Raw genomic sequence first — 25,436 nt, 5'->3', positions numbered from 1 at the left:
CCGGTGTTCAGCCACGCAGGCCGGCCCAGCCCTTTGCGGCGGCGGCGCGCTCTGCGACCATGACCGGCCCCACACCCCGGAAGTCCGTGATGAGCCTGTCCGCCCCCCCCGTAGCCGATCCCGCCGCGACCGCCGTCGACGCTGCCTGGTCGCCGGAGAGCTGGCGTGGCAAGCCGGCGCTGCAGATGCCGACCTACCCGGACCCGCTGGCGCTGGATGCCTCGCTGCACGAGCTCAAGCGGCTGCCGCCGCTGGTGACCTCCTGGGAGATCCTGGCGCTCAAGCAGCAGCTGGCCGATGCCCAGGAAGGCAAGCGCTTCCTGCTGCAGGGCGGTGACTGCGCGGAGAACTTCAGCGACTGCGAATCCACCACCATCTCCAACCGGCTCAAGGTGCTGCTGCAGATGAGCCTGGTGCTGGTACACGGCATGCGCAAGCCGGTGATCCGGGTCGGGCGTTTCGCCGGGCAGTACGCCAAGCCGCGCTCGGCCGATACCGAAACCCGCGACGGCGTGACCCTGCCCAGCTACCGCGGCGACGTGATCAATGCGCCGGAATTCACCGAAGCTGCCCGTCTGCCGGACCCGCGCCGGATGCTGCAGGCGCATGCGCATTCGGCGATGACGATGAACTTCGTGCGGGCGCTGATCGATGGCGGCTTCGCCGATCTGCACCACCCCGAGTACTGGAACCTGGAGTGGGTGCGGCATTCGCCGCTGGCCACCGATTACCAGAAGATGGTGTCCTCGATCGGCGACGCGGTGCGCTTCATGGAAACGCTGTCCGGCACGCAGGTGTACAACCTCAACCGGATCGACTTCTACACCTCGCACGAAGCGCTGCTGCTGCCCTACGAGCAGGCGCTGACCCGGCAGGTGCCGCGCCAGCAGGGTTGGTTGAACCTGAGCACGCACTACCCGTGGATCGGCATGCGCACCGCGGCGCTGGATGGCGCGCACGTGGAATACCTGCGTGGCGTGCGCAATCCGATCGCGATCAAGGTCGGCCCGTCCGTGCAGCCGGACCAGCTGCTGCGCCTGATCGATGTGCTCAACCCCGATGACGAACCGGGCCGCCTGAGCTTCATCCACCGGATGGGCGCGGCTCAGATCGCCGAGAAGCTGCCGCCGCTGTTGAATGCGGTCAAGCGCGATGGCCGGCGCGTGCTGTGGGTGTGCGATGCGATGCATGGCAATACCGAGAGCACCAGCAATGGCTACAAGACGCGCCGTTTCGACAATGTGCGTGGCGAGGTCGAGATGTCCTTCGATCTGCATGCCGCGGCCGGCACGCGGTTGGGCGGCGTGCACCTGGAGCTGACCGGGGAGGACGTGACCGAATGCACCGGCGGCGCCCGCGAGCTGACCGAACGCGACCTGGAGCGTGCCTACCGCTCCTCCGTCGATCCGCGCCTGAACTACGAGCAGTCGCTGGAGATCGCGATGGCGATCGTGCGCAAGCAGGCGCATTACGCCGACTGACACGGGGGCGTGTCCTCGACACGCACCTTACATTCGTCTGATACCCCGGTCATGGTGGTACCGGTATCCTGTGGACTTCCTTGCGAAGAACACAGGAGCGTGCAGTGACCGTGGACTGGCAGCAGGCAGCGCTGTATCTATGGCCGATCTCGATCGCACTGGTGATCGGGATCACGGGCTGGTGGTTGCTGATGGCGTTGACGCGGCGCTTGAAAAACCGCGATTACCGCCGCGCCCGCATCGCGCGCGTGATCAGCCGTCCGCTGGCGTTCGCGCTGCCGCTGCTGCTGCTGATTCCCGCGCTGGAAGCCACGCCGCTGCACGGGCGTTGGCTGGACCAGTCACTGCGCCTGCTGCACATTGGCCTGACCGGCTGCTTCATCTGGCTGCTGGTGCGCGCGGTCGCTGCCGGCGAGCAGGCGATCCTGCGCGACCACCCGATGGAGGTGGCCGACAATCTCGAAGCGCGTCGCATCCAGACCCAGACCCGCGTGCTGAGCCGCGTGCTGATGGGCGCGATCATCCTGATCGGCGTCTCGCTGATCCTGCTGACCTTCCCGATGGTGCGCCAGATCGGCACCGCGCTGCTGGCCTCGGCCGGCATCATCGGCCTGGTCGCCGGTATCGCGGCCAAGCCGGTGTTCGGCAACCTGATCGCCGGCCTGCAGATCGCCTTGACCCAGCCGATCCGGCTGGACGATGTGGTGATCGTGGAAGGTGAGTGGGGCCGGGTGGAGGAGATCAACAGCAGCTACGTGGTGGTGCGGATCTGGGATGCGCGGCGGATGGTGGTGCCCCTGACGTGGTTCATCGAGCACCCGTTCCAGAACTGGACACGGCGCAGTGCGGACCTGCTCGGCACTGCCTTCCTGTGGCTGGATTACACCGCGCCGATCCCGGCGATCCGCGCTGAACTGGAGCGGATCTGCAAAGGCGAGGCACTGTGGGACGGCCAGGTCTGCGTAACCCAGGTGACCGAAACCAGCGAGCACACCCTGCAGGTGCGCCTGCTGGTGAGCGCGCGCAACTCCGGCGATGCATTTGATCTGCGCTGCATCGTGCGCGAGCGGATGCTCGATTTCCTGGCGCGCGAGCATCCGCAGGCGCTGCCGCGCACCCGTGCCGAGCTCAACCAGGAAGTGACGCCGACGCGCCGGCCGCGCTCGCAGCCGGCCGAGGATGTGCGCTCGCCCGGGGCCGAGGATGGTGAGCCGGCGATCCTGCCGGACCCGGGTGATGCATCCCGGTAGTGCCGGCCGCCGGCCGGCAAACGCATGGACCCTGTGCCGGGATTGCGTGGTTGCCGGCCAGCGGCCGGCACTACCGAGGTGGGGCGTACGTTATCGGGTAGGTACCGACCGTTGGTCGGTACACGCCCGTCAGGGCGCGACGGCGTTCGTCAGCAGACTGTCGGTCTGGAAGCGTGGTGGGCGGCGCGCCCGCGTGCGCTGCTCGTAGGCGTAGCCCAGTTCGATCAGGCGCGGCTCGCTCCACGCGGTGCCCATGAACAGCAGGCCCAGCGGCAGGCCGTTCACGTGCGCCATGGGCACGGTCAGGCTCGGGTAGCCGGCCACGGCGGCAGCGCTGTAGCTCTCGCCCGGGAAGTCATCGCCACTGCCCGGCCGGATCGGCCAGGCCACGCCGGTGGTCGGGGCCACCAGCGCATCCAGTTTCTGCTCGCGCAGCACCGCATCGATGCCCTCGGGGCCGGCCAGGCGGCGTGCGTCACTGCGCGCGCGGATGTACGCCGGGGTGCCCGGCCCGCCCATGGCGGCAGCGGTTTCCATCAGGTCCTGGTCGAACAGCGCCAGCTCCTTGCCCGCGTGCTGCCGGTTCCAGGCGATCACGTCCTCCAGGCTGCGCACCGGGGCCTGGTAGGTGGTGAAGTAGCGCTGCAGCCCGGCCTTGAACTCGTGCATCAGCACGATGCGTTCGGCGTCCTGCCACTGGCCCTGGGTCGGCAGCTGCACCGGCACCACGGTGGCGCCGGCGTCGCGCAGCACGGCCACGGCATGCTGCAGGGCCGGGGCGATGCCCGGCTTCTGCATCAGGTCGCCATACAGCACGCCGACCCGCGCGCCGCGCAGGCCATCGGCGTTCAGGCGGGAGGTGTAGTCGTAGACCGCGCGCCCGGGCATGGTCGCGGTGGCCGGGTCGGCCTCGTCGCGGCCGGCCATGGCGGTCAGCAGGGCCGCCGCATCGGCGACGCTGCGCGCCATCGGGCCGGCGGTGTCCTGGCTGAAGGAGATCGGGAGGATGCCTTCCCGGCTGACCAGGCCGACGGTCGGTTTCAGCCCGACCACGCCGTTGACGGCGGCCGGGCAGACGATGCTGCCATCGGTTTCCGTGCCGATCGCCGCCACCGCCAGATTGGCCGACACCGCCACCGCGCTGCCGCTGCTGGAGCCGCAGGGGCTGTGGCTGAGCCGATACGGGTTGCGGGTCTGTCCGCCACGCGCGCTCCAGCCAGAGACCGATTGGCTGGAGCGAAAGTTGGCCCATTCGCTCAGGTTGGTCTTGCCCAGGATCAGCGCGCCGGCCGCGCGCAGCCGCTTGACCAGGAACGCATCGTCGGGGCGGAAGCCTTCCAGTGCGAGCGAGCCGGCAGTGGTACTCATGGGGCTGGCGCCGATGTTGTCCTTGAGCAGCACCGGGATGCCGTGCAGCGGGCCGCGGAGCTGGCCCCGGCGGCGCTCGGCGTCCAGTTGGGCGGCCTCGCGCAGTGCGTCCGGATTGAGCTCGATGACCGCGCGCAGGCGCGGGCCGGCGCGGTCGAGGCGGGCGATGCGGTCCAGGTAGGCGCGGGCCAGGGTGACGCTGTCCAGCTCGCCGCTGGCCATGCGCGCCTGCAGATCGGCGATGTCGGCTTCGGCGTAGGCGAAGGGAATCGGCGCGCTGGTGGGCGGTGCCGCGGCAGGCGACTCACGGGCGTGCAGGGGCGCCGGGCCCGGGCTGCAGCCGGCCAGTGCGATGAGCATCAGTGATGTCAGTGTCAGGCGCATGCCTGTCCCCCCGAACCGGCCGACAGGCTAACCAGCACAGACGGCGCTTGGCAACTCAAGCCGCGTTGGCGGCCTTGCCATGGCGTTTGCGGATATCGCGGGCGAGCACGCCGACCACGATCAGATTGATCACCAGCACCGACCACGAGGCCCAGCCCGGGTGACGGAGAATGGCGTAGATATCGAACGGCAGGTAGATGCCGGCGGTGACGCAGCCCAGCCAGGAGGCCCAGGCTTTGGCGCGCCAGAGGCCCCAGGCCTCGAAAAGGTGCAGGACGCCATAGGCGACCATCGCAGCAGCCGCCAGATGCACGGCATCGGGGCTGATCATGTTGAGCAGCGAGGGCAGGGTGCCGTGATCCGGGTCCAGACTGAACCGGCGGATCAAGGCATTGACCGCATCGCGCAGGGGCTGCGGGCCGAGCATTTCCAGCCCGGTCGCAGCCAACAGCGCCAGAACCGCCTTGCTGGCTTCCAGCAAGGCGATCAGGTGAAGCCCCGGATGCTTGTGAGGATCCGGGTTGTAGGGCTTGTCGGTCACGACAGGGTCCTATCAGCCGCCGCGCGATGCCTTCTTGCGGTCGCTTTCGGTCAGGCCCTTCTTGCGCAGGCGGATTTCCTTCGGGGTGATCTCGACCAGCTCGTCGTCTTCGATGAAGTCCAGGGCCTGCTCCAGCGAGTACTTGATCGCCGGGGTCAGCTGGATCGCATCGTCCTTGCCCGAAGCGCGCATGTTGGTCAGCGGCTTGGTCTTGATCGCGTTGACGGTCAGGTCGTTGTCCTTGGAGTGGATGCCGACCAGCTGGCCTTCATACACGTTGTCGCCTTCAGCAGCGAACAGCTTGCCGCGTTCCTGCAGCGGGCCCAGGGAGTACGCCGGGGTGGCACCCGGAGCATTGGCGATCATCACGCCGTTCTGGCGCTTGGCGATCGAACCCTGTTCCTTCGGGCCGTAATGATCGAACACGTGGAACAGCAGGCCCGAACCCTGGGTCAGGGTCTTGAACTCGTTCTGGAAACCGATCAGGCCACGGGCCGGGATCTGGTATTCCAGGCGCACGCGGCCCTTGCCGTCCGGCTCCATGTTCTTCAGCTGGCCCTTGCGGGTACCCAGCTTTTCCATCACGCCGCCCTGGTGCTGCTCTTCGATGTCCACCACCAGCTGCTCGATCGGCTCCATGGCTTGGCCGTCGATCTGCTTGATGATCACTTCCGGGCGCGACACGGCCAGCTCGTAGCCTTCACGACGCATGTTCTCGATCAGCACCGACAGGTGCAGTTCGCCACGGCCGGAGACCAGGAACTTGTCGGCGTCTTCCAGCTGTTCCACCTTCAGGGCCACGTTGTGGACCTGCTCGCGGTCCAGGCGGTCCTTGATCTGGCGGCTGGTCAGGAACTTGCCACCGGACAGGTCCTTGTTGCCGGCGAACGGCGAGTTGTTGACCTGGAAGGTCATCGAGATCGTCGGCTCATCGACGGTCAGCGCCGGCAGCGCTTCCGGGGTGTCCGGGTGGCACAGGGTGTCGGAGATGGTCAGTTCCGGGATGCCCGAGATGGCGATGATGTCACCGGCCTCGGCGGTATCCTGCTCGATGCGCTCCAGGCCCAGGAAGCCCAGCACCTGCGCGACCTTGCCGTTGCGCTTCTTGCCTTCGCGATCGATGACCGCGACCTGCATGTTCTTCTTCAGGGTGCCGCGCTGCACGCGACCGATGCCGATCACGCCCACGAAGTTGTTGTAGTCCAGCTGGCTGATGCGCATCTGGAACGGACCGTCCGGGTCCACTTCCGGCTTCGGCGCGTGCTGCATGATCGCTTCGTACAGCGGGGTCATGTCGCCGTCGCGCACGGTGTCTTCCAGGCCGGCGTAGCCGTTCAGGGCCGAGGCGTAGACGATCGGGAAGTCCAGCTGCTCATTGGTGGCGCCGAGCTTGTCGAACAGGTCGAAGACCTGGTCGATCACCCAATCCGGACGCGAGCCCGGACGGTCGACCTTGTTGACCACGACGATCGGCTTGAAGCCCATCGCGAAGGCCTTCTGGGTCACGAAGCGGGTCTGCGGCATCGGGCCGTCCATCGCATCGACGAGGATCAGCACGGTGTCGACCATCGACAGCACGCGCTCCACTTCGCCGCCGAAGTCGGCGTGTCCCGGGGTGTCGACGATGTTGATCCGGTTCTTGATGCCGGTCTTCTTGTCTTCCCAGGTAATGGCCGTGTTCTTGGCCAGGATGGTGATGCCGCGTTCCTTTTCCTGGTCATTGCTGTCCATCACGCGCTCGGCGAGCACGGTGCGCTCGGAGAGGGTGCCGGACTGCTTGAGCAGCTGGTCGACGAGGGTGGTCTTACCGTGGTCGACGTGGGCGACGATGGCGATGTTGCGAAGATTTTCGATAGACATGCGAAAGGGGGCCAGTCGGCGCCGGATTTGGAAAAAGAAGTCCAACATTATACGGCCAAGATGACCAATCGCGAAAAGTGCGTCGCAAGCCTTGCCGGACGGGCATTCAGGTAGTGCCGGCCGCTGGCCGGCAACCCCGTGATCCCCGGCAGGTTTTGCCTGGCTGCTGGCCAACGGCCGGCACGACCGCCGTCCCTGAGGCATTCAGCCGCCGTCCCTGAGGCATTCAGCAAAGCGTGTCCGTGCCGGCGCGGAGGTACCTGGGCGCGTGGCGACGCGTTTGTCCAACAGGCGCCCGTTGGTCAGGGGGCGCGGTGTATCCTATGGGGCTAACGACAAACCCCCGTACCCCAAGGATTTGCATGTCCCTCATCGCCACTTTCGACACCACCCAGGGCCCGATCAAGGTCGAGCTGTTCGCCGACAAGGCCCCGCTGACGGTCGCCAACTTCGTGAACCTGGTCAAGCGCGGGTTCTATGACGGCCTGATCTTCCACCGCGTCATCCCCGACTTCATGATCCAGGGCGGCTGCCCGCAGGGTCGTGGCACCGGCGGCCCGGGCTACAAGTTCGAAGATGAAAAGAATGGCGTGAAGCATCAGGTCGGTTCGCTGTCGATGGCCAATGCCGGCCCGAACACCAACGGCAGCCAGTTCTTCATCACCCACATCAAGACCGATTGGCTGGACGGCAAGCACACCGTGTTCGGCCAGGTCCTGGACGGCCAGGCCATCGTGGACTCGGTCAAGCAGGGCGATGTGATCCATTCGATCACCCTGGAAGGCGACACCGACGCCGTGCTGGCCGCCCAGGCCGAGCGCGTGGCGGAGTGGAACAAGCTGATCCCCAGCGCCTGATCCGATCCCGACGGCCCCCTGTGAAGGGGGCCGTTTTTACGATTCTTAGCAGAGGAAATCCCCATGAAAGCACCTGTTCGTGTTGCCGTGACCGGCGCCGCCGGCCAGATCGGCTACGCCCTGCTGTTCCGCATCGCCTCCGGCGACATGCTGGGCAAGGACCAGCCGGTCATCCTGCAGCTGCTCGAGCTGCCGGTCGACAAGGCCCAGGCCGCCCTGCGCGGCGTGATGATGGAACTGGAAGACTGCGCGTTCCCGCTGCTGGCCGGCATGGTCGGTACCGACGACGCTGAAGTCGCCTTCAAGGACGCCGACATCGCCCTGCTGGTCGGCGCGCGTCCGCGCGGCCCGGGCATGGAGCGCAAGGATCTGCTGCTGGAAAACGCGAAGATCTTCACCGCCCAGGGCGCCGCACTGAACAAGGTCGCCAAGCGTGACGTGAAGGTGCTGGTGGTCGGCAACCCGGCCAACACCAACGCCTACATCGCCATGAAGTCGGCGCCGGACCTGAACCCGCGCAACTTCACCGCCATGCTGCGCCTGGACCACAACCGCGCGCTGAGCCAGCTGTCGACCAAGCTCGGCAAGCCGGTCGGTGGCATGGAAAAGCTGATCGTGTGGGGCAACCACAGCCCGACCATGTACCCGGACTACCGTTTCGCCACCGCCGATGGTGCCTCCATCGCCGAGGCGATCAACGACCAGGAATGGAACGCATCGACCTTCATCCCGACCGTGGGCAAGCGCGGCGCGGCGATCATCGAAGCGCGTGGCTCGTCCTCGGCAGCCTCGGCCGCCAATGCCGCCGTCGACCACATCCGTGACTGGGTGCTGGGCAGCAACGGCAAGTGGGTCACCATGGGCGTGCCGTCCGACGGCTCCTACGGCATTCCGGAAGGCGTGATCTTCGGCTTCGCGGTCACCACCGAGAACGGCGAGTACACCCTGGTCAAGGATCTGCCGGTCGACGACTTCAGCCAGAAGTACATCGACAAGACCCTGGCCGAGCTGGAAGAAGAGCGCGCCGGCGTCGCCCACCTGCTGGGCTGATCGCACGCCGCGACAGGTGCTGGCCGTTGGTCGGTGCCTGATGGAAGAAACGCCGGGCATTGCCCGGCGTTTTTTTTTGGTTCTTCGCCCATGGGCGGTGCAGGTAGAGGCGCGTGCTGAGTCTTTTCCTCCGCGGCGGTCGGTGGGTCGGGCGCTGGGCCCCCATACCCTTGTAGGCGAAATAAAGGAGGAGGGGGCGGCCGCAGGCCGACGCCGGGGGACATTCGCCGGAAAGGGTATGGGGGCCCAGCGCCCGACCCACCGATCGGCCCTACGACCAAGGTCGGACGGCCCGTGCCTCACCATCGGACTATGCTCGATCCCATGACTTTGTCTGGGAGGGCTGTCATGCGTTACGAAGATGTCTATCGACGTTCGGTCGATGAACCCGAGGCGTTCTGGGGCGAAGAGGCCCAGCGCATCTACTGGCACACGCCGCCGCAGCAGATCCTCGATTACAGCAACCCGCCGTTCCGGCGCTGGTTCGTCGGCGGGGAAACCAACCTCTGCTACAACGCGGTGGACCGCCATCTGGTCGATCGCCCCGACCAGCTCGCGCTGGTCGCGGTCTCCAGTGAAACCGGCGTCACCCGCGAGATCACCTACCGCGAGCTGCACCGCGAAGTAAATGCCTTCGCCGCCGTGCTGCTGCGGCTGGACGTGCAGCGCGGCGATCGCGTGGTGATCTACATGCCGAACATGGCCGAGGCAGTCTTCGCGATGCTGGCCTGCGCGCGCATCGGTGCCATCCACTCGGTGGTGTTCGGTGGCTTCGCCGCGCACAACCTGGCACTGCGCATCGACGACGCCGAACCCAAGCTGCTGATCGCCGCCGATGCCGGCAAGCGCGGTGGCAAAGTGATTCCCTACAAGGCGATGGTCGATGCCGCCTGCGCCGAAGCCGCTTCGCCGCCGCCGCACGTGCTGATCGTCTCGCGCGGGCTGGACCCGGCCGAGCCGAAGGTGCCCGGCCGCGACGTGGACTACGCCGCGTTGCGCGCCGAGGTGGGCGACCAGGATGTGCCGGTGGTGTGGCTGGAATCCAGCGAGCCCAGCTATCTGCTGTATACCTCCGGCACCACGGGCAAGCCCAAGGGCGTGCAGCGCGACGTCGGCGGCTACGCGGTGGCAATGGCGCAGTCGATGGAGACCGTGTTCGATTGCAAGCCCGGCCAGGTGATGTTCTCCACCTCGGATGTGGGCTGGGCGGTCGGGCACTCCTACAACGTGTACGGCCCGCTGATCGGCGGTTGCACCTCGCTGCTGTACGAAGGGCTGCCGACCAGTCCCGATCCGGGCATCTGGTGGGCGCTGTGCGAACAGTACGGCGTGCGCACGCTGTTCTCCTCGCCCACGGCGATCCGCGTGCTCAAGAAGCACGATGCGGACTTCATCCGCCGCCACGATCTGGCCTCGCTGAAGTACGTCTTCCTTGCCGGTGAACCGCTCGATGAACCCACCGCGCACTGGATCAACGACGCACTCGGCAAGCCGATCATCGACAACTACTGGCAGACCGAAACCGGCTGGCCTGCGTTGACCCTGCTTCCGGGCGTGGACATGAAGCCGGTCCGCTTCGGTTCGCCTGGTTTCCCGAATCTCGGCTACCGCATGAAGGTCATCGACGAGAACACCGGTGACACCGTCGCGCCGGGGCATAAGGGCGTACTGGTGATGATTCCGCCCCTGCCGCCGGGCTGCATGACCACCGTGTGGAAGGACGATGCGCGCTTCATCCAGAGCTATTTCAGCCACTTCAAGGAACTGCTCTACAGCTCGCTCGACTGGGCGATCCAGGACGAGGATGGCTACACCTTCATCCTTGGCCGCACCGATGACGTCATCAACGTGGCCGGGCACCGGCTGGGCACGCGTGAGATCGAAGAGTGCATCGCCGGGCATCCGCTGGTGGCCGAGGCTGCCGTGATCGGGGTCAAGGACGAACTCAAGGGCCAGGTACCGCTGGTGTTCGTCACCCTCAAGCAGGCCCTTCAAGGCGACGGCAGTGCCGTGGTGGCCGAGATGATGCAGCGGGTGAGTGGCACGCTGGGCGCGGTCGCACGGCCGGCGCACATCCATATCGTCAACGCGCTGCCCAAGACGCGCTCGGGCAAGCTGCTGCGGCGCTCGCTGCAGGCACTGGCCGAGGAACGTGACCCGGGCGATCTGTCGACCCTGGACGACCCGGCGGCCCTGGACGAGATCCGGCGCGCGCTGGGCAACTGACCGGCCGTCGTCCTGGCGTGCCCCACGCGTCCCCACGGCCCGCCTTCCCCCGAGGGCGGGCCTTCAACGCCTGCCGTGCCACCGCCCAGGACCATGCTGCAGCGCATCACCGGCAAGCGGAGCGCTCCGGTAAGCTGCGCAGGCGATCGTTGCAGGCCTCACCGGCCCGACGCCGCGCGCTGGGGACACGGCGCGCCACGCGCGGCCGGTGATGCGCATCGGCCTGGAAGATCGCAAGGGGGCGCGTACGCATCGGCGAATGGCCGGGTGCCACGCGCGGTGATGCACCACGTGAGGGGGAACACATGGCGTATATCCATGCCAAGACGGCCGCTGGCCGTCAGGAAATCGAGGACCGTGCACGGCGCCTGCCGCCGTCGCTGCGCTCCATTCTGCTGATGGTGGATGGTCAGCGCGATGACGCTGCGCTGACCGCTCTGTTGCCGGGCCTGCGTGCACCGGAGGACGCGCTCGCGCAGTTGTCCGCGCAGGGCCTGATCGAGATCGTCGGCGGCAGTGTCGCGCCGGTTGTTGCTGCGGCCCTGACCGCCGGACGCGAGCAGGATCCGGACCTGTACAAGCGACTGTACGACTGGATGAGCGAATCGGTGCGCAGGCATCTCGGTCTGAAGGGCTATTTCATGCAGTTGAAAGTGGAGCGCTGTACCGATGCCGGCAGCCTCGAGAAGCTGTGGCCGGACATGGCCGCCGCTATCAGCAAGGCGAAAAGCCCGGCGTTGGCCAACCGTTGGCTCGACGAAACGCGCGCGCTGGTGCAGGCCGATCCCGTGGTCGCCTGAGCCGAGGCCTCCACGGCAGTCAGCCAGCGCGGTGTTTAGAATGCGCGCTGATTCTGTGGCTGGAGAGCGGTGATGGTGGATGAGATCGAGGACGACGGCGCACCCGGGTGGGATGCCATCGATGCGGCGTTGAAGGCGGTGTATCCCACGCAGGCGCCGCAGCATTACGGCCCGGTGCTGCGCTCGCTGCTGGGCGGTGAGGACCCGTTGGACGGCATCAGCGCGTACTGGAACGATGTGCCGCTGCCGCACTGGCACTTCGTCAGCTACGGCTTCTCCGAACTGTATGAAAAAGAGAGCGATGATCCGGCCACCAGTGGCTACGGGTTCGAGCTGAGCTTCCGGGTGGCCGCCGAAGCGGGCAGCGAGCCACCAGCGTGGGCGATGAACTTCCTGCAGAACCTGGCGCGCTACGTGTTCGCCAACGGCAAGGTGTTCCAGCAGGGCCACTACCTCAACGCGGGCGGGCCGATCGCCGCCGATACCGATACGCTGCTGCGGCACGTCGCCTTCATGCGCGACCCGCAGCTGCCCCCGCGCGAGACGCCCAACGGTTCGCTGGAGTTCCTGCAGGTGATCGGGCTGACCGATGACGAGATGGAGGCGGTGAAGCGCTGGTCGACCACCGGCGTGCTCGAGACGCTGCTGCCCAGGATGCCGCTGTGGATCACCGACATCGCGCGTGGCTCGCTGCTGGGCGACCCGGCACTGGCTGCCGCCGTGGCAGAGGGGGCGGCACGCGAGGGCTCGCAGACGGCCTATCTGTTCCTGGAAAAGCTGGCCTGGTCGGTGCAGGGCGAGGGCGCTGGGCAGCAGTTGACCCTGACGCTGGGCGCGCGCCAGGTGGAATCGCTGCTCGCGCTGCTGCCAGCGCGGTTGCTGTTCGGGCAGCCGTTGACGCTGGTCGGCAAGGATCGGCAGATCACGCTGTCGCCAGCGGCGGTCAATGCGCTGGTGATCGACGCCGATGCGCTGGACTGCCAGTTGGCCCCGGCCACGGTGCAGGCGCTGGTTGCCACGGTCATGCCACGCCGCGGGACCTATGCGATCCCGGGCTGGCCGGCGCTGCAGGTAGTGGTGGAGCCGAGCGAGCTGCGCGATGCCGAGGGCACTGTGGTACGTACGTTCGGGTAGAGCCACGCCATGCGTGGCTCCTTGTCCGGCCGGACGCGTCTGTTCTGGCCGGACCGGCTGCAGCCACCCATGGGATGGCCCTACAGGAGGCCCTCGGCCTTCAGCACCGCCTGCACGCCGGTATCAGCCTCCATGCGCTGCTTGAAGGCGGCGAGGTTGTCCAGGCCGCTCAGGTCGATCTTCGCGCCCGCGGCCCAGCGCAGGGTGATGTAGAAGTAGGGGTCGGCGAAGCTGCGGAACCCGGCCAGCCAGGGGCGATCGGCCAGCTGCGCATCGGCGCGCTCGAACAGGCCACGCAGCCGCTTGCGGGCGGCGGCGCGGAGCGCGTCGTACTGGGTGTCGTCTCCGATGAAGGCGCCCGGCGCGAACAGCGGCTTGAACGCCGGGTGCAGGTCGGAGTTGACGAAGGACAGCCAGCGGGTGGCTTCGGCGCGCTGCTTGGGGCTTCCATCACCGGTCAGGCCGGCCTGCGGGTGGGTATCGGCGATATAGCCCATGATCGCCGCGTTCTGGGTCAGCACGAAATCGCCATCGACCACCACCGGGACCGAACCGGCCGGATTGATGGCCAGGAACGGCGGTGCCTTCAGGGTGTCCTTGTCGAGCAGTTCCACCTCGAACGGCTGGCCGGTCCACTGCAGGGCGATGTGGTCGGCGGTGGAGCAGGCTCCGGGCTTGCTGTACAGCTTCATGGGAACTCCGTTGCGGATGGGTGGAAGGTGAGCCGCCCACTATTCCAGAGCTGGCCCTTCATCCTCAACGGTATCGCCGTAACAGATCGTTACGACGCGCGCGGCTTGAGTTTCTGCACGCGGTAGAACGTGTGGTCGCCGATGGTGGCCACCTGGTAGGCGTTGCGCCAGCTCGGGTTGGCGATCGCCATGGCGGCGAAGTGGCTCGCGCCGGGCACGATCTCCTTGCGCTCACCGGCGGGCAGGGCCCAGTTGCGCTCGGCATCGAAGGCCACGGTCATCGCTTCCTGCCAGGCATCGGCGTTGCCGAGCTGGGTGCCGGGCGCGACGATGGTCGGGGCGAACTGCTTGCGCGCGGTCACCACCTGGCACATCGAGTCGCCCCATAGGCCGCTGTCCAGGCGGCGCAGGGCCACTTCCGCGACGGCTTGCTGGCCGCGCAGGGTCTGGTCACGCGCTTCGAGGTAGACGGTCGTGCTCAGGCACAACGAATCGGCGGCAGGCTGCGGCAACAACTGTGACAGCCAGAGAATCCAGGCCAGTTTCATAAATCTCCTTGCTCCGTGTGGGCCGCACCTGGCTGTTCCATCCGATCATGCGGACGGGGCGTGGGATACGACTTGGCGTCATGGGGAGGCGGCCATCGGGGCCGCCCGGGGGCGGACCCGAATAGACGTGGGGCCCGCGCGCTCACTCGAACTGGGTGGTGAGCGGGAAAGTTGGCGCACGATAGGGGGGGATTTCCCAATACATCCTGAACCCGAAAGCTTGACATTCAGGTTGGGAGGTGGGGCTGAATCGGCGGTTCAGCCCCGTATTCAGGTCCGCTCGGACCGGCATCAGACCCTGATCCAATCCCGGCTCAGAGTGCAGCGGCGAACCGGCTGCCCTGATTGATCGCGCGCTTGGCGTCGAGTTCGGCGGCGACATCGGCACCGCCGATCAACTGTGCGGTGATGCCGGCGGCCTGCAGCGCGGCGTGCAGATCACGGCGCGGTTCCTGCCCGGCGCAGACCACCACATGGCTCACCGGCAGCAGCTGTTCTTCGCCCTCCACGCGGATACGCAGGCCGCTGTCGTCCACGCCCAGGTACTCCACGCCGCCGAGCATGCTCACGCCCCTGGCCTTGAGCGTGGCCCGGTGGATCCAGCCGGTGGTCTTGCCCAGGCGGGCGCCGGGCTTGCCCGGGCTGCGCTGCAGCAGCCACACCTTGCGCGCGGGGGGCTCCGGCGCCGGCCTGGCCAGCGCGCCACGGCCCTCGAAGCTGGGGTCCACGCCCCATTCGGCCATCCAGCGTGCCGGGTCCAGCGCCGAGGAGGGGCCTGCGTGGACCAGGAACTCGCCGACATCGAAGCCGATCCCGCCGGCGCCGATGATCGCGACCTGCTCGCCCACCCGGACCCGGCCAAGCAGCACATCCAGGTAGCTGACCACCTTGGGATGGTCGGCGCCGGGGAAATCGACCCGGCGCGGGGTGATGCCGGTGGCGATGACCACCTCGTCGAAGTTGGCCAGCGCGGCCACGTCGGCCACGGTGTCCAGCCTCACATCGACACCGGTCTCGTCCAGCTTGTGGCGGAAGTAGCGCAGCGTCTCGTGGAATTCTTCCTTGCCCGGGATGCGCTTGGCGACGTTGAACTGCCCGCCGATCTCGCTGCCGGCATCGAACAGCGTGACCGCGTGGCCGCGCTCGGCAGCCACGGTCGCGCAGGCCAGCCCGGCCGGGCCGGCACCGACCACGGCAATCCGGCGCGGCGCGGTGGTCGGGCGGTAGACCAGCTCGGTCTCGTGCACGGCGCGCGGGTTGACCAGGCAGCTGGCCGTCTTGTTCTCGAACACGTGGTCCAGGCAGGCCTGGTTGCAGGCGATGCAGGTGTTGATCGCCTCCGGGCGGCCGGCGCGCGACTTGTTGGCCCACTGCGGGTCGGCCAGCAGCGGCCGCGCCAGCGAAACCATGTCGGCGCCGCCCGCGGCGAGGATGCGCTCGGCCACGTCGGGCATGTTGATGCGGTTGGTGGCGATCACCGGCACGCGCACATGCGGCTTGAGCTTGGCGGTGACCCCGGCGAAGGCGCCGCGCGGCACCGAGGTGGCGATGGTGGGGATGCGCGCCTCGTGCCAGCCGATGCCGGAGTTGATCAGGGTCGCGCCCGCCGCCTCGATGGCCTGGGCCTGCTGCACGATCTCGGCCCAGTTGCTGCCGTCGGGCACCAGATCCACCAGCGAGAGCCGGTAGATGATGATGAAGTCCGGCCCGCAGGCCTCGCGGATGCGGCGCACGATCTCCACCGCAAAGCGCATGCGCTGCGCCGCGTCGCCGCCCCAGCGGTCGTTGCGCTGGTTCGTGCGTGGCGCGATGAATTCGTTGATCAGATAGCCTTCCGAGCCCATCACCTCGACGCCGTCGTAGCCGGCCTCGCGGGCCAGCCGCGCGCTGCGTGCGTAATCGGCGATGTGCCGGTCCACGCTGCGCGCCGACAGCGCCCGCGGGGTGAACGGGTTGATCGGTGCCTTCAGCTTGGAAGGCGCCACCGACAGAGGGTGGTAGGCGTAGCGGCCGGCATGCAGCAGCTGCAGGCAGATCCTGCTGCCGTTGTCGTGCACGGCCCGGGTGACCTGGCGATGCGGTCGCACCTCCCACGGCCAGGAGAGCTTGCCGCCGAACGGCTTGAGCCAGCCGACCACGTTGGGGGCGAAGCCGCCGGTGACGATCAAGCCGACGCCGCCGGCCGCCCGCTCGGCGAAATACGCCGCCAGGCGCGGGAAATCGCGCGCGCGATCTTCCAGACCGGTGTGCATGGACCCCATCAGGACCCGGTTGCGCAGCTGGGTGAAACCCAGGTCGAGCGGGGCGAACAGATGCGGATAGGCGGCGGATTCAGCGGCTGGCGACATGTGGATACGCTTGCGTACGGAAGCCCGCAGGGTGCCGCGAAAGCCCCTGAAGAGCAAGCGCATGTGTCCTGCCACGCACCGACCGCCGGTCGGTGCGGAGGCCCGTTATGGGGTGACGGTTGCCGGGGCGGGCTTGCGGATGCCGAACAGCGGCAGCGTGATGCCGCACAGCGGGCCGATCAGCAGGGCGAAGGCGAGGGTGCCGACACCGACATTGCCGCCCAGCCACCAGCCGATCAGCAGCACGGTGCCTTCGATCGCGCTGCGCACGATCCAGATCGGCCAGCCGGTGCGGGCGTGCAGGCCGGTCATCAGACCATCGCGCGGGCCCGGGCCGAAGCGCGCGCCGATGTACAGGCCGGTGGCCAGCGCGACCAGCAGCAGGCCACACAGGAACATGGGAATCTGCCAGGCCAGGCCGTGCACCTCCGGCAGCAGCCACAGCCCGAACTGCGCGCTGGGGCCGATCAGCAGCACGTTGAGCACGGTGCCCAGGCCCGGCTTCTGCCGGATCGGCCACCACAGCAGCAGCACCAGCGCGCCGATCACATTGGTGGCCACGCCGAAGGAGAGCGGTGTCTGCAGCGCGATGCCCTGCGAAAGCACATCCCAGGGCGCCACGCCGATCGCGGCGCGGATCATCACCGCCGCACCGAAGCCATACAGGAACAGACCAAGCAGGAGTTGCAGCAGGCGCAGGGGCAGGGAAGTGGGCATGGCGATGTCACCGGAAGGGCCACTGACTGTAGGCGGCGCCGGGCCGCGCCGACAGATACAGATGACCGCGAATGTGCGCTGACACGTTGCCGCGCCGGTTACGCCCAGCCCGACAGCACCAGCTTGCCGATCACCCCGCCGCCTTCCAGCCGCCGGTGCGCCTCGCGCAGGTTCGCCGCATTGATCGTACCCAGGTGCGTGTGCGCGGTGGTGCGCAGCTCACCGGCGTCGATCAGGCTGGCGGCGCGGCCCAGGATGCAGTGCTGCTCGATCATGTCGGCGGTCTGGAAGCGCGAGCGCGCGAACATGAATTCCCAATGGATGCCAATGCACTTGGCTTTGTAGGGATCGCCGATCCGCAGGGGTCCACGGGGTTCGACGATCAGCCCCACATGCCCCTGCGGGGCCAGCAGTTCGCCCAGCGCGTCCCAGTAGTGGTCGGTGTCGGCCAGGTTCAGCGCGACCTGCACCTGCGTGATGCCCAGCGCCTGCAGCTGCGCCGCCAATGGCTGGCGATGATCGATCACGTGGTCGGCGCCCATCTGCAGGCACCACGCACGGCTCTGCTCGCGCGACGCGGTGGCGATCACGGTGAAGCCTGCATGGCGCGCGAGCTGGATCGCCATCGAACCGACGCCGCCGGCACCGCCGATGATCAACAGATGCTGGCCGCGATGGCGGCGATCTTCGAACTGCAGCGGCATGCGCTGGAACAGCAGCTCCCAGGCGGTCAGCGTGGTCAATGGCAACGCCGCGGCTTCGGCGAAATCCAGCGTGGTGGGTTTGCGCCCGACCAGGCGCTCATCCACCCACTGGTACTGCGCATTGCAACCGGGGCGGGTGACATCGCCTGCGTAATACACCTCATCGCCGGGCGCGAAAGCGCTGACTTCCGGGCCGACGGCTTCCACGACACCGGCCGCGTCGTAGCCCAGGATCCGCGGCGGGTTTTCGTGCTGCGCGCGCGGCGCGCGCTGTTTGGTATCCACGGGATTGACGGAAACAGCGTGTACCCGCACCAGCAGGTCGCGCCCCTGGGGCGCGCCGGGTGTCGCCACATTCACGTCCTGCAGCGCGGCGGGGTCTTCAATCGGCAGATACTGGGTCAATCCCACGGCTTTCATGTCGGCTCCGGAACGAGGGAATCCTCCCCATCATACGGATCACGCCGTCCCTGTTTTTGCGCTGAATCAAGGCGCCATCGCGATTTGAACCCTAACGTGAAAAATGTGTCGCGACGTCGCCTGAATTAGGCAAAACCCTTGTCATTGCTGGGTCTTGCGGAATTTCATCAACCTGTATAGGGTGCCACCAGCTGGACCCGGTAGAGGTCTGGCGGTCGTCTTCACATGTTACGTGACTGTTAACATCACCTTCACTCGCCTGAGCATAATGTTCGCGGCGGTGGCGTGCTGAATCGGCAGTCTGAAAACGATGCAGTAGTGCTGGCCCATGCCTCTACCGGTTTCATACCCCCGAAATAGGAGCTGTACTCAATGAACAAGAAGATCCTTACTGCCGCGCTGCTGGGCGGTCTGGCTTTCGCCCAGGCTGCATCGGCGCAGGATTTTGACGACCGCTGGTACCTGACCGGTTCGGCCGGCTTCAACTTCCAGGATAGCGACCGTCTGACCAACGACGCTCCGTTCGTTACCCTGGGCCTCGGTAAGTTCATCAGCCCCAACTGGTCGCTGGACGGCGAGCTGAACTACCAGAACCCGAACTTCGATGCCAACCAGGATCTGAACTGGAGCCAGTACGGCGCCTCGCTCGACCTGCGTCGCCACTTCATCCAGGAAGGCCGCGGCTGGAACCCGTACCTGCTGTTCGGTCTGGGCTACCAGAAGTCGGAAGAAGAGTACGCAGCGCTGAACACCAACGGTCCGCGTGAGCGCAAGGACGGCAACTTCGCCGCCAAGCTCGGCGTCGGTCTGCAGACCACCTTCGAAAAGCGCGTCGCCGTGCGTGCCGAAGTGGCCTACCGCGCTGACTTCGACGACCAGAGCGTTGCTGCTCCGAGCGAAGACTGGTTCGGCGACGTGCTGGCTTCGGTCGGCGTCGTGATCCCGCTGGGCCCGGCCCCGGTTGCTGCCGTGCCGGCTCCGGCTCCGGTTGCCCCGAGCTGCGCCGACCTGGATGACGATGGTGACGGCGTCAACAACTGCGACGACAAGTGCCCGAACTCGCAGCCTGGCCAGACCATCGGTCCGGACGGTTGCCCGGTCCCGGTGTCGATCGATCTGAAGGGCGTGAACTTCGACTTCGACAAGTCGAACCTGCGTCCGGACGCGGTTGCGATCCTGAGCGAAGCTTCGGAAATCCTGAAGCGTTACCCGGATCTGCGCGTTGAAGTGGCCGGTCACACCGATTCCAAGGGTACCGACGCTTACAACCAGAAGCTGTCCGAGCGTCGTGCTACCTCGGTGTACAACTACCTGACCCAGAACGGCGTTGACGCTTCGCGTCTGGTCGGTCCGATCGGTTACGGCGAGAGCCGCCCGATTGCGCCGAACACCAACCCGGATGGTTCGGATAACCCGGAAGGTCGCGCCAAGAACCGTCGTACCGAGCTGAACGTCCAGAACTAATCCTTCTGGCAGTACAGTCTCATCAGCAGGGCCCGGCATTGCCGGGCCCTGTTTTTTTTGCCTCTGGTTTGCCAGAAACAGAGAAATCAACAATAAATCCAACAAGTTGCCGTATTCATTGAAGGTGGCGCTTGAAAGACGTTGTGGCGCTGTTAAACTCGCCGCGTCGACCCCTTCCTGGATGCATCCCATGCAGCGTTTTGCACTGGCCGCCGCGCTTGGCCTGGCCCTGGTTCCCACCGCCCACGCTGCCGTGGACTGTTCGGCACCTGTCAGCGCATCACCGCTGCCGCTGCCAGCCACCGCGATCGCACCGGTGGCCGAAGAGCTGTACATCCGCAACGTGCAGCTGGGCATGCCTGCCGGCGTGCTGACCTCCAACTTCGACCAGGAACAGTCGCTGGACCGCGTGCTGCAGCGCCTGCGCATCGACGGCTGCCAGAACATCGCCAAGGCGATCCCCAGCGCACCGGTGATCAACCCGAACGATCCGGCCGCCTACAAGCCGCAGACCGAGTTCGACAACACGCCGTGGCGCTTTGACATGAGCCAGAACGGCAAGCGCATGACCGCCGAAGAGTTCGACGCCTGGATGAAGGCGCGCGGTGTGCGCGTGGTCAAGGCGCGCCCGGTACCGGCTGCCGTCCCGGCCGCCGCCACCGAAGCCCCGGCTGAGACCAAGCCGGTGGACAAGAAGTAAGCCGCCTGAGCGGAGCACGATGACGACACGCCGGCCACCCGCCGCGAACGCGTCCCGACCACGCCGCCCCGAGCGGCGTGCGAGCCCCGCAACAGGCAGCCGCAGCACCGCCTCCAGCGCCACCCCGACCGCACCGCGCCATGGCCTGGCGCGGGTACTGTCCAAAGCCGGGCTGTGCTCGCGCACGGAAGCCGCGCGCTGGATCGCCGAGGGCCGGGTCACGGTCGATGGCCGTGTCATCAACAACCCCGAATTTCCCATCATCGACGGCCGCCACCACGTGCGCGTCGATGGTCAGCCGCTGGACGCCCCCAAGCGCGTGTACCTGCTGTTGAACAAGCCGCGCGGCCTGGTCACCACCGCGCAGGACGAGCGCGGCCGCGACACCGTCTACCGCTGCTTCGACGATGCCGGGCTGCCGTGGATTGCGCCGGTCGGGCGCTTGGACAAGGCCAGCGAAGGCCTGTTGCTCTTCAGCAATGATCCGCAGTGGGCCGCGCGCCTGACCGATCCGGCCACCGGTCCGGACAAGACCTATCACGTCCAGATCGATGCCATCCCCGACGCCGCGCAGCTGCAGGCGTTGTGCGCCGGCATCGAGGACGAGGGCGAATGGCTGCGCGCGCGCCGCGCCACGCTGCTGCGCAGCGGAGACAAGACCGCCTGGCTGGAAATCGTGCTGGAGGAGGGCCGCAACCGGCATATCCGCCGGTTGCTGGCCGCCTTGGACATCACCGTGCTGCGCCTGGTACGCGTGGCGATCGGCCAGCTGCCGCTGGGCGAGCTGGGCAAAGGCGCCTGGCGCGAGCTCAGCCAACACGATCTGGATCTGCTTCATGCCGTGGCCGACAGCGCCGCGGCGACACCGTGACCTTGTGGCCTGCCGGCAGGTGGCAGGCCAGTCGACCCGGGCAATGGATGGCCTTCGAAGGGACGTTCCGTTCAACACCGGGAGTAAGACCATGCACGTCAGTACCCTCAACCGTTCCCTGTTTCGTGGCGCCTGCCTGCTGTTGCCGGCCGCGCTGCTGACCGCCTGCGGCGGACACAAACAGATCGCCAAGCAGGATCCGCCGGTGACCGACAAGGTGGTGGAGATCAAGATTCCCGAGCTCGATGGCCGCGGCAGCTACCGCTTCCTGATGAGCGATGGCGACAAGCGCATGAGCGCCGACGAGTTCGATGCCTGGATGAAGGCCAACGGTATCCGCGTGGCCAAGGGCAACGGCCAGGATGGCCCGGTCGCGGCACCGGTGGTGGTGGCCAGCAAGGAAGAGGCCAAGGACAAGAAGAAAAAGAAGAAGTAACCCGCCGCGCGCGTCGCCCCAACGGTAGAGCCGACCGTTGGTCGGCTCAGGCGCGCAAAGCCTGCCCCGCATCCGATGTCCACACCGGACGGTAGAGCCGACCGTTGGTCGGCTGAGGCACGCAAAGCGTGCCCCCATGCCGGAGGTTCATGACCTGCGACGAGAGGCAGCCGACCAACGGTCGGCTCTACCTCCGCAATGCGCGGGTGCTACGGCCGTGCCGACCGTTGGTCGGTTGCGGCCCTCAGCCCTTGATCACGCCCAGCTCGACGCCGATGCGGGTGAACGCATCGATGGCGCGGTCCAGGTGCGCACGCGTGTGCGCGGCGCTGATCTGGGTGCGGATGCGGGCCTGGCCCTTGGGCACCACCGGGAAGAAGAAGCCGATCGCGTAGATGCCTTCTTCCAGCAGGCGCTCGGCGAACTTCTGCGCGAGCGGCGCGTCGTACAGCATCACCGGGCTGATCGGGTGCACGCCCGGCTTCACGTCGAAGCCGGCAGCCGTCATCTTCTCGCGGAAGTAGGCGGTGTTCTCGGCCAGCGTGCTGCGCAGGTCGTCGGCGGCGGCCAGCATTTCAAAGGCCTTGATGCCGGCGGCGACCACGTGCGGCGGCAGCGAGTTGGAGAACAGGTACGGGCGCGAGCGCTGGCGCAGCAGCTCGATCACTTCGGCGCTGGCGCAGGTGAAACCGCCCAGTGCGCCGCCCATGGCCTTGCCCAGGGTGCCGGTGATGATGTCGATCTTCTCCAGCACGCCCTTGACCTCGGCCGAGCCGCGGCCGGTTGGGCCGAGGAAGCCGGTGGCATGGCATTCGTCGATGTGCACCAGCGCGTTGTACTTCTTCGCCAGTGCGGTGATCTCATCCAGCGGGGCGATGAAGCCGTCCATCGAGAACACGCCGTCGGTGGTGATCAGCTTGGTCTTGCAGCCGGCCGCATCGGCGGCCTGCAGCTGGGCTTCCAGATCGGCCATGTCGCAGTTGGCGTAGCGGAAGCGCTTGGCCTTGCACAGGCGCACGCCGTCGATGATCGAGGCGTGGTTGAGCGAATCGGAAATGATCGCATCGTGCTCGCCCAGCAGCGGCTCGAACAGGCCGCCGTTGGCATCGAAGCAGGCCGCGTACAGGATGGTGTCCTGCTTGCCGAAGAACCCGGCGATCTGCTTTTCCAGCTGCTTGTGCAGGTCCTGGGTGCCGCAGATGAAGCGCACCGAGGCCATGCCGAAGCCGTGGGTATCCAGCGCGTCCTTGGCCGCCTGGATCAGGTCCGGATGGTCGGCCAGGCCCAGGTAGTTGTTGGCGCAGAAGTTCAGCACGGTACGGCCGTCGTCCAGGGTGATCTCGGCCGACTGCGGGCTGGTGATGATGCGTTCGGACTTGAACAGGCCCTGGGCGCGGATCGCCTCGAGTTCTTCAACGTAGTGCTGGGTCAGCGAGGCGGTGGTGGCGTCGGTCATGGCAGGCAGTCTTCGGCACGGGAAACCCGGGATTTTACCTGTCGCAGGCGGCCGCCGGGTTGCACGTCCGGTCGATCGCGCCGGGTCAGGCGAGGAACCGTTGCAGACGTGATTGTTGCATCGCAATATCAATCAGGTTAAAAAACTGTAAACCGCACCGTTCCGCCCACCCCCACGTCTGGAGAGACCCCGCATGAACCACGCCACGCGCTGTACCGCCGCCGTTGTGCTCTGCGCCGCCCTGCTTGCCCCGTTTGCCGCCAGTGCCCAGGACGAGGCCGCCTCTCCCTTCAGCTGGAACGTGACCGGCGTGTCGGACTACGTGTTCCGCGGTGTCTCCCAGACCGATGAAGATCCGACGATCCAGGCCGGTTTCACCTATACCTCGCCGGTCGGCCTGTACGCCGGTGTCTGGGGCTCGGGCGTGGACTTTGGCGATGGCGGCGCGGATGCCGAGGTCGACTACCTGATCGGCTACGCCTTCGACGTGACCGACTCCGTCAACCTGGACCTGCTGCTGAACCGCTACACCTACCCGGGCTCCAGCGAACTGGCGTACAACGAGTTCATCACCAAGACCACCTTCGCCAAGCAGTACAGCCTGACCGTGACCTACACCAACGACGTGTTCAATTCGGGCACCGATGCGTGGTACTACGCCGTGGGTGGCGAGTGGGCGCTGCCGCAGGACTTCACGCTGAGCGCCAACGTCGGGCGCAGCACCTTCGAAGAAGGCATCTCCAAGGATTACACCGACTGGAACGTCGGCGTCAGCCGCCAGTTCGGCCTGTTCAATCTCGGCCTGGGCTACTACGGCACCGACGGCAACGGCCGCGACAACTCCGGCAAGCTGGCCGACAGCCGCGTGGTGTTCACGGTCGGCATCGGGCAGTAACCGGCGCCCGACACCGCCGACCACCTCGCGAACCAGAAAAGGCGCCCGGATGGGCGCCTTTTCACTGTGGGTCTCACACCGGAACCCCTGCTGGAGCGCCGCCCCCTTCTTGTTCAAGGGGCCGCGCCAACGGCGCGGGAATACGGTGGATTGGACCATTGATCATCTGTGCCGAAGGCGCAGGCGATCAATTCCAGCTCAGAACCACCTTGCCGGCCTTGCCCTGTTCCATCAGGTCGAAGCCCTTCTGGAACTCATCGATCGGCAGCTGGTGGGTCATCACCTTGCCCAGCGGGAAGCCGGACAGCACCAGCTGGGTCATCTTGTACCAGGTCTCGTACATCTTGCGGCCGTAGATGCCCTGCACGGTCAGGCCCTTGAAGATGATCTTGTCCCAGTCGCAGCCGGCGCCCTTGGGCATGATGCCGAGCATGGCGATCTTGCCGCCGTGGTACATGCAGTCGAGCATGTCGTTGAACGCGCGCGGGTTGCCGCTCATTTCCAGGCCCACGTCGAAGCCCTCCATGTGCAGCTCCTTCATCACGTCCTTGAGCGAGGTGTTGGACACGTTGACCACGCGGGTGGCGCCCATGTCGGCGGCCAGCTTCAGGCGGAAATCGTTGACGTCGGTGACCACCACGTTGCGCGCGCCGATGTGCTTGCAGATGCCCGCGGCGATGATGCCGATCGGGCCGGCGCCGGTGATCAGCACGTCCTCGCCGATCACGTTGAACTCCAGCGCGCAGTGCGCGGCGTTGCCGTACGGATCGAAGAAGGCGGCCAGCTCGGACGGGATCTGGTCCGGGATCGGCCACAGGTTGCTGGCCGGCATCACCATGTATTCGGCGAAGGCGCCGTTGACGTTGACGCCGATGCCCACGGTGTTCGGGCACAGGTGCTGGCGGCCGCCGCGGCAGTTGCGGCAATGGCCGCAGACGATGTGGCCTTCGGCCGAGACGCGCTGGCCGATTTCATAACCGGTCACGCCCGGGCCGATCTCGGCGATGCGGCCGACGAACTCGTGGCCGATGGTCAGGCCCGGCTTGATCGTGCGCTGGCTCCACTCGTCCCACAGGTAGATGTGCAGGTCGGTGCCGCAGATGGCGGTCTTTTCCAGCTTGATCAGGACCTGGTTCGGACCGGGGGTGGGGACCGGAACCTCTTCCAGCCAGATGCCCTTGGCGGCTTCGCGTTTGACCAGGGCCTTCATTGTTTGCTGCGCCATCGGGGTGGA

General features: G+C 66.9%; 22 protein-coding genes. 12 read left to right on the top strand and 10 right to left on the bottom strand.

All coding sequences use genetic code 11. The features are described 5' to 3' along the window. The first annotated feature begins 89 nt into the window (after positions 1–89). Both NJD74_RS05115 and NJD74_RS05110 read left to right on the top strand, forming a co-directional pair. On the top strand, positions 90–1,481 hold the full coding sequence (locus tag NJD74_RS05115) for a 3-deoxy-7-phosphoheptulonate synthase class II (protein ID WP_019186169.1): 1,392 nt from the start codon (positions 90–92) through the stop codon (positions 1,479–1,481). A 110-nt stretch (positions 1,482–1,591) separates the two neighbouring features. Continuing rightward, entirely contained in the window at positions 1,592–2,731 is a 1,140-nt protein-coding gene (locus NJD74_RS05110; protein ID WP_102789543.1) for a mechanosensitive ion channel domain-containing protein, read from the top strand. A gap of 129 nt (positions 2,732–2,860) precedes the next feature. Here the strand turns inward: NJD74_RS05110 and NJD74_RS05105 are convergent, their stop codons facing one another. From NJD74_RS05105 to typA, 3 genes are read right to left on the bottom strand one after another with little or no spacing between them, the layout of a single operon-like run. Beyond that, positions 2,861–4,483, bottom strand: a complete 1,623-nt coding sequence (locus tag NJD74_RS05105) for an amidase (RefSeq protein WP_026070243.1) — start codon at positions 4,481–4,483, stop codon at positions 2,861–2,863. Positions 4,484–4,538: 55 nt separating this feature from the next. Beyond that, the gene (locus tag NJD74_RS05100; RefSeq protein WP_019186172.1) at positions 4,539–5,024 is read right to left on the bottom strand and encodes a DUF2127 domain-containing protein; all 486 of its coding nucleotides are present in this window, start codon (positions 5,022–5,024) and stop codon (positions 4,539–4,541) included. Positions 5,025–5,036: 12 nt separating this feature from the next. Beyond that, positions 5,037–6,884 carry a translational GTPase TypA gene (typA, locus tag NJD74_RS05095; RefSeq protein WP_102789532.1) on the bottom strand — a complete coding sequence of 616 codons (1,848 nt, stop codon included), beginning with the start codon at positions 6,882–6,884 and terminating at the stop codon, positions 5,037–5,039. A 362-nt stretch (positions 6,885–7,246) separates the two neighbouring features. On the opposite strand from typA, the gene NJD74_RS05090 reads away from it, so the two are divergent. From NJD74_RS05090 to NJD74_RS05070, 5 genes are all read left to right on the top strand, one after another. Continuing rightward, positions 7,247–7,741, top strand: a complete 495-nt coding sequence (locus tag NJD74_RS05090; protein WP_319623797.1) for a peptidylprolyl isomerase — start codon at positions 7,247–7,249, stop codon at positions 7,739–7,741. 63 nt (positions 7,742–7,804) lie between these two features. Continuing rightward, positions 7,805–8,791 carry a malate dehydrogenase gene (locus NJD74_RS05085; protein WP_019186175.1) on the top strand — a complete coding sequence of 329 codons (987 nt, stop codon included), beginning with the start codon at positions 7,805–7,807 and terminating at the stop codon, positions 8,789–8,791. 348 nt (positions 8,792–9,139) lie between these two features. Next, on the top strand, positions 9,140–11,017 hold the full coding sequence (gene prpE, locus NJD74_RS05080) for a propionate--CoA ligase (RefSeq protein WP_319623796.1): 1,878 nt from the start codon (positions 9,140–9,142) through the stop codon (positions 11,015–11,017). 305 nt (positions 11,018–11,322) lie between these two features. Continuing rightward, a complete protein-coding gene (locus NJD74_RS05075) occupies positions 11,323–11,817 on the top strand; it encodes a hypothetical protein (protein WP_319623795.1) in 495 nt (164 codons plus the stop codon). A gap of 72 nt (positions 11,818–11,889) precedes the next feature. Continuing rightward, positions 11,890–12,951: a suppressor of fused domain protein gene (locus NJD74_RS05070; RefSeq protein WP_319623794.1), complete on the top strand. Its 1,062-nt coding sequence runs from the start codon at positions 11,890–11,892 to the stop codon at positions 12,949–12,951. Positions 12,952–13,031: 80 nt separating this feature from the next. On the opposite strand, the gene NJD74_RS05065 is transcribed toward NJD74_RS05070, so the two are convergent. From NJD74_RS05065 to NJD74_RS05045, 5 genes are all read right to left on the bottom strand, one after another. Continuing rightward, positions 13,032–13,643: a glutathione S-transferase N-terminal domain-containing protein gene (locus tag NJD74_RS05065; RefSeq protein ID WP_319623793.1), complete on the bottom strand. Its 612-nt coding sequence runs from the start codon at positions 13,641–13,643 to the stop codon at positions 13,032–13,034. 89 nt (positions 13,644–13,732) lie between these two features. Next, the gene (locus NJD74_RS05060) at positions 13,733–14,191 is read right to left on the bottom strand and encodes a cell wall hydrolase (protein ID WP_019185842.1); all 459 of its coding nucleotides are present in this window, start codon (positions 14,189–14,191) and stop codon (positions 13,733–13,735) included. A 314-nt stretch (positions 14,192–14,505) separates the two neighbouring features. After that, the gene (locus NJD74_RS05055) at positions 14,506–16,539 is read right to left on the bottom strand and encodes an NADPH-dependent 2,4-dienoyl-CoA reductase (RefSeq protein WP_319623792.1); all 2,034 of its coding nucleotides are present in this window, start codon (positions 16,537–16,539) and stop codon (positions 14,506–14,508) included. A gap of 105 nt (positions 16,540–16,644) precedes the next feature. Further along, positions 16,645–17,256, bottom strand: a complete 612-nt coding sequence (locus tag NJD74_RS05050; RefSeq protein WP_019185840.1) for a membrane protein — start codon at positions 17,254–17,256, stop codon at positions 16,645–16,647. 98 nt (positions 17,257–17,354) lie between these two features. Then, the gene (locus NJD74_RS05045; protein WP_019185839.1) at positions 17,355–18,380 is read right to left on the bottom strand and encodes a zinc-binding alcohol dehydrogenase family protein; all 1,026 of its coding nucleotides are present in this window, start codon (positions 18,378–18,380) and stop codon (positions 17,355–17,357) included. A 372-nt stretch (positions 18,381–18,752) separates the two neighbouring features. Between NJD74_RS05045 and NJD74_RS05040 the strand changes: the two genes are divergently transcribed. From NJD74_RS05040 to NJD74_RS05025, 4 genes are all read left to right on the top strand, one after another. Further along, a complete protein-coding gene (locus NJD74_RS05040; RefSeq protein WP_019185837.1) occupies positions 18,753–19,844 on the top strand; it encodes an OmpA family protein in 1,092 nt (363 codons plus the stop codon). A 190-nt stretch (positions 19,845–20,034) separates the two neighbouring features. Beyond that, complete coding sequence (locus NJD74_RS05035; protein WP_019185836.1) at positions 20,035–20,544, top strand: hypothetical protein; 510 nt, start codon at positions 20,035–20,037, stop codon at positions 20,542–20,544. Positions 20,545–20,563: 19 nt separating this feature from the next. Continuing rightward, complete coding sequence (locus tag NJD74_RS05030) at positions 20,564–21,415, top strand: pseudouridine synthase (protein WP_070473739.1); 852 nt, start codon at positions 20,564–20,566, stop codon at positions 21,413–21,415. Between the two features lie 91 nt (positions 21,416–21,506). Beyond that, positions 21,507–21,851 (top strand): hypothetical protein, encoded by a 345-nt coding sequence (locus tag NJD74_RS05025; protein WP_123728467.1) that lies wholly within the window; start codon positions 21,507–21,509, stop codon positions 21,849–21,851. Between the two features lie 244 nt (positions 21,852–22,095). Here the strand turns inward: NJD74_RS05025 and kbl are convergent, their stop codons facing one another. Beyond that, positions 22,096–23,307, bottom strand: a complete 1,212-nt coding sequence (gene kbl, locus NJD74_RS05020) for a glycine C-acetyltransferase (protein ID WP_070473741.1) — start codon at positions 23,305–23,307, stop codon at positions 22,096–22,098. A gap of 193 nt (positions 23,308–23,500) precedes the next feature. Between kbl and NJD74_RS05015 the strand changes: the two genes are divergently transcribed. Further along, positions 23,501–24,202 (top strand): TorF family putative porin, encoded by a 702-nt coding sequence (locus NJD74_RS05015; protein WP_319623791.1) that lies wholly within the window; start codon positions 23,501–23,503, stop codon positions 24,200–24,202. A 187-nt stretch (positions 24,203–24,389) separates the two neighbouring features. On the opposite strand, the gene tdh is transcribed toward NJD74_RS05015, so the two are convergent. Next, positions 24,390–25,412, bottom strand: coding sequence for an L-threonine 3-dehydrogenase (gene tdh, locus NJD74_RS05010; protein WP_026070190.1), 1,023 nt, complete (start codon positions 25,410–25,412; stop codon positions 24,390–24,392). Between the last annotated feature and the right edge of the window lie 24 nt (positions 25,413–25,436).

The organism is Stenotrophomonas sp. RG-453 (genome assembly GCF_033843685.1).
Lineage (GTDB): Bacteria > Pseudomonadota > Gammaproteobacteria > Xanthomonadales > Xanthomonadaceae > Stenotrophomonas > Stenotrophomonas bentonitica_A.
This window is presented reverse-complemented; position numbering and strand designations above follow the sequence as displayed.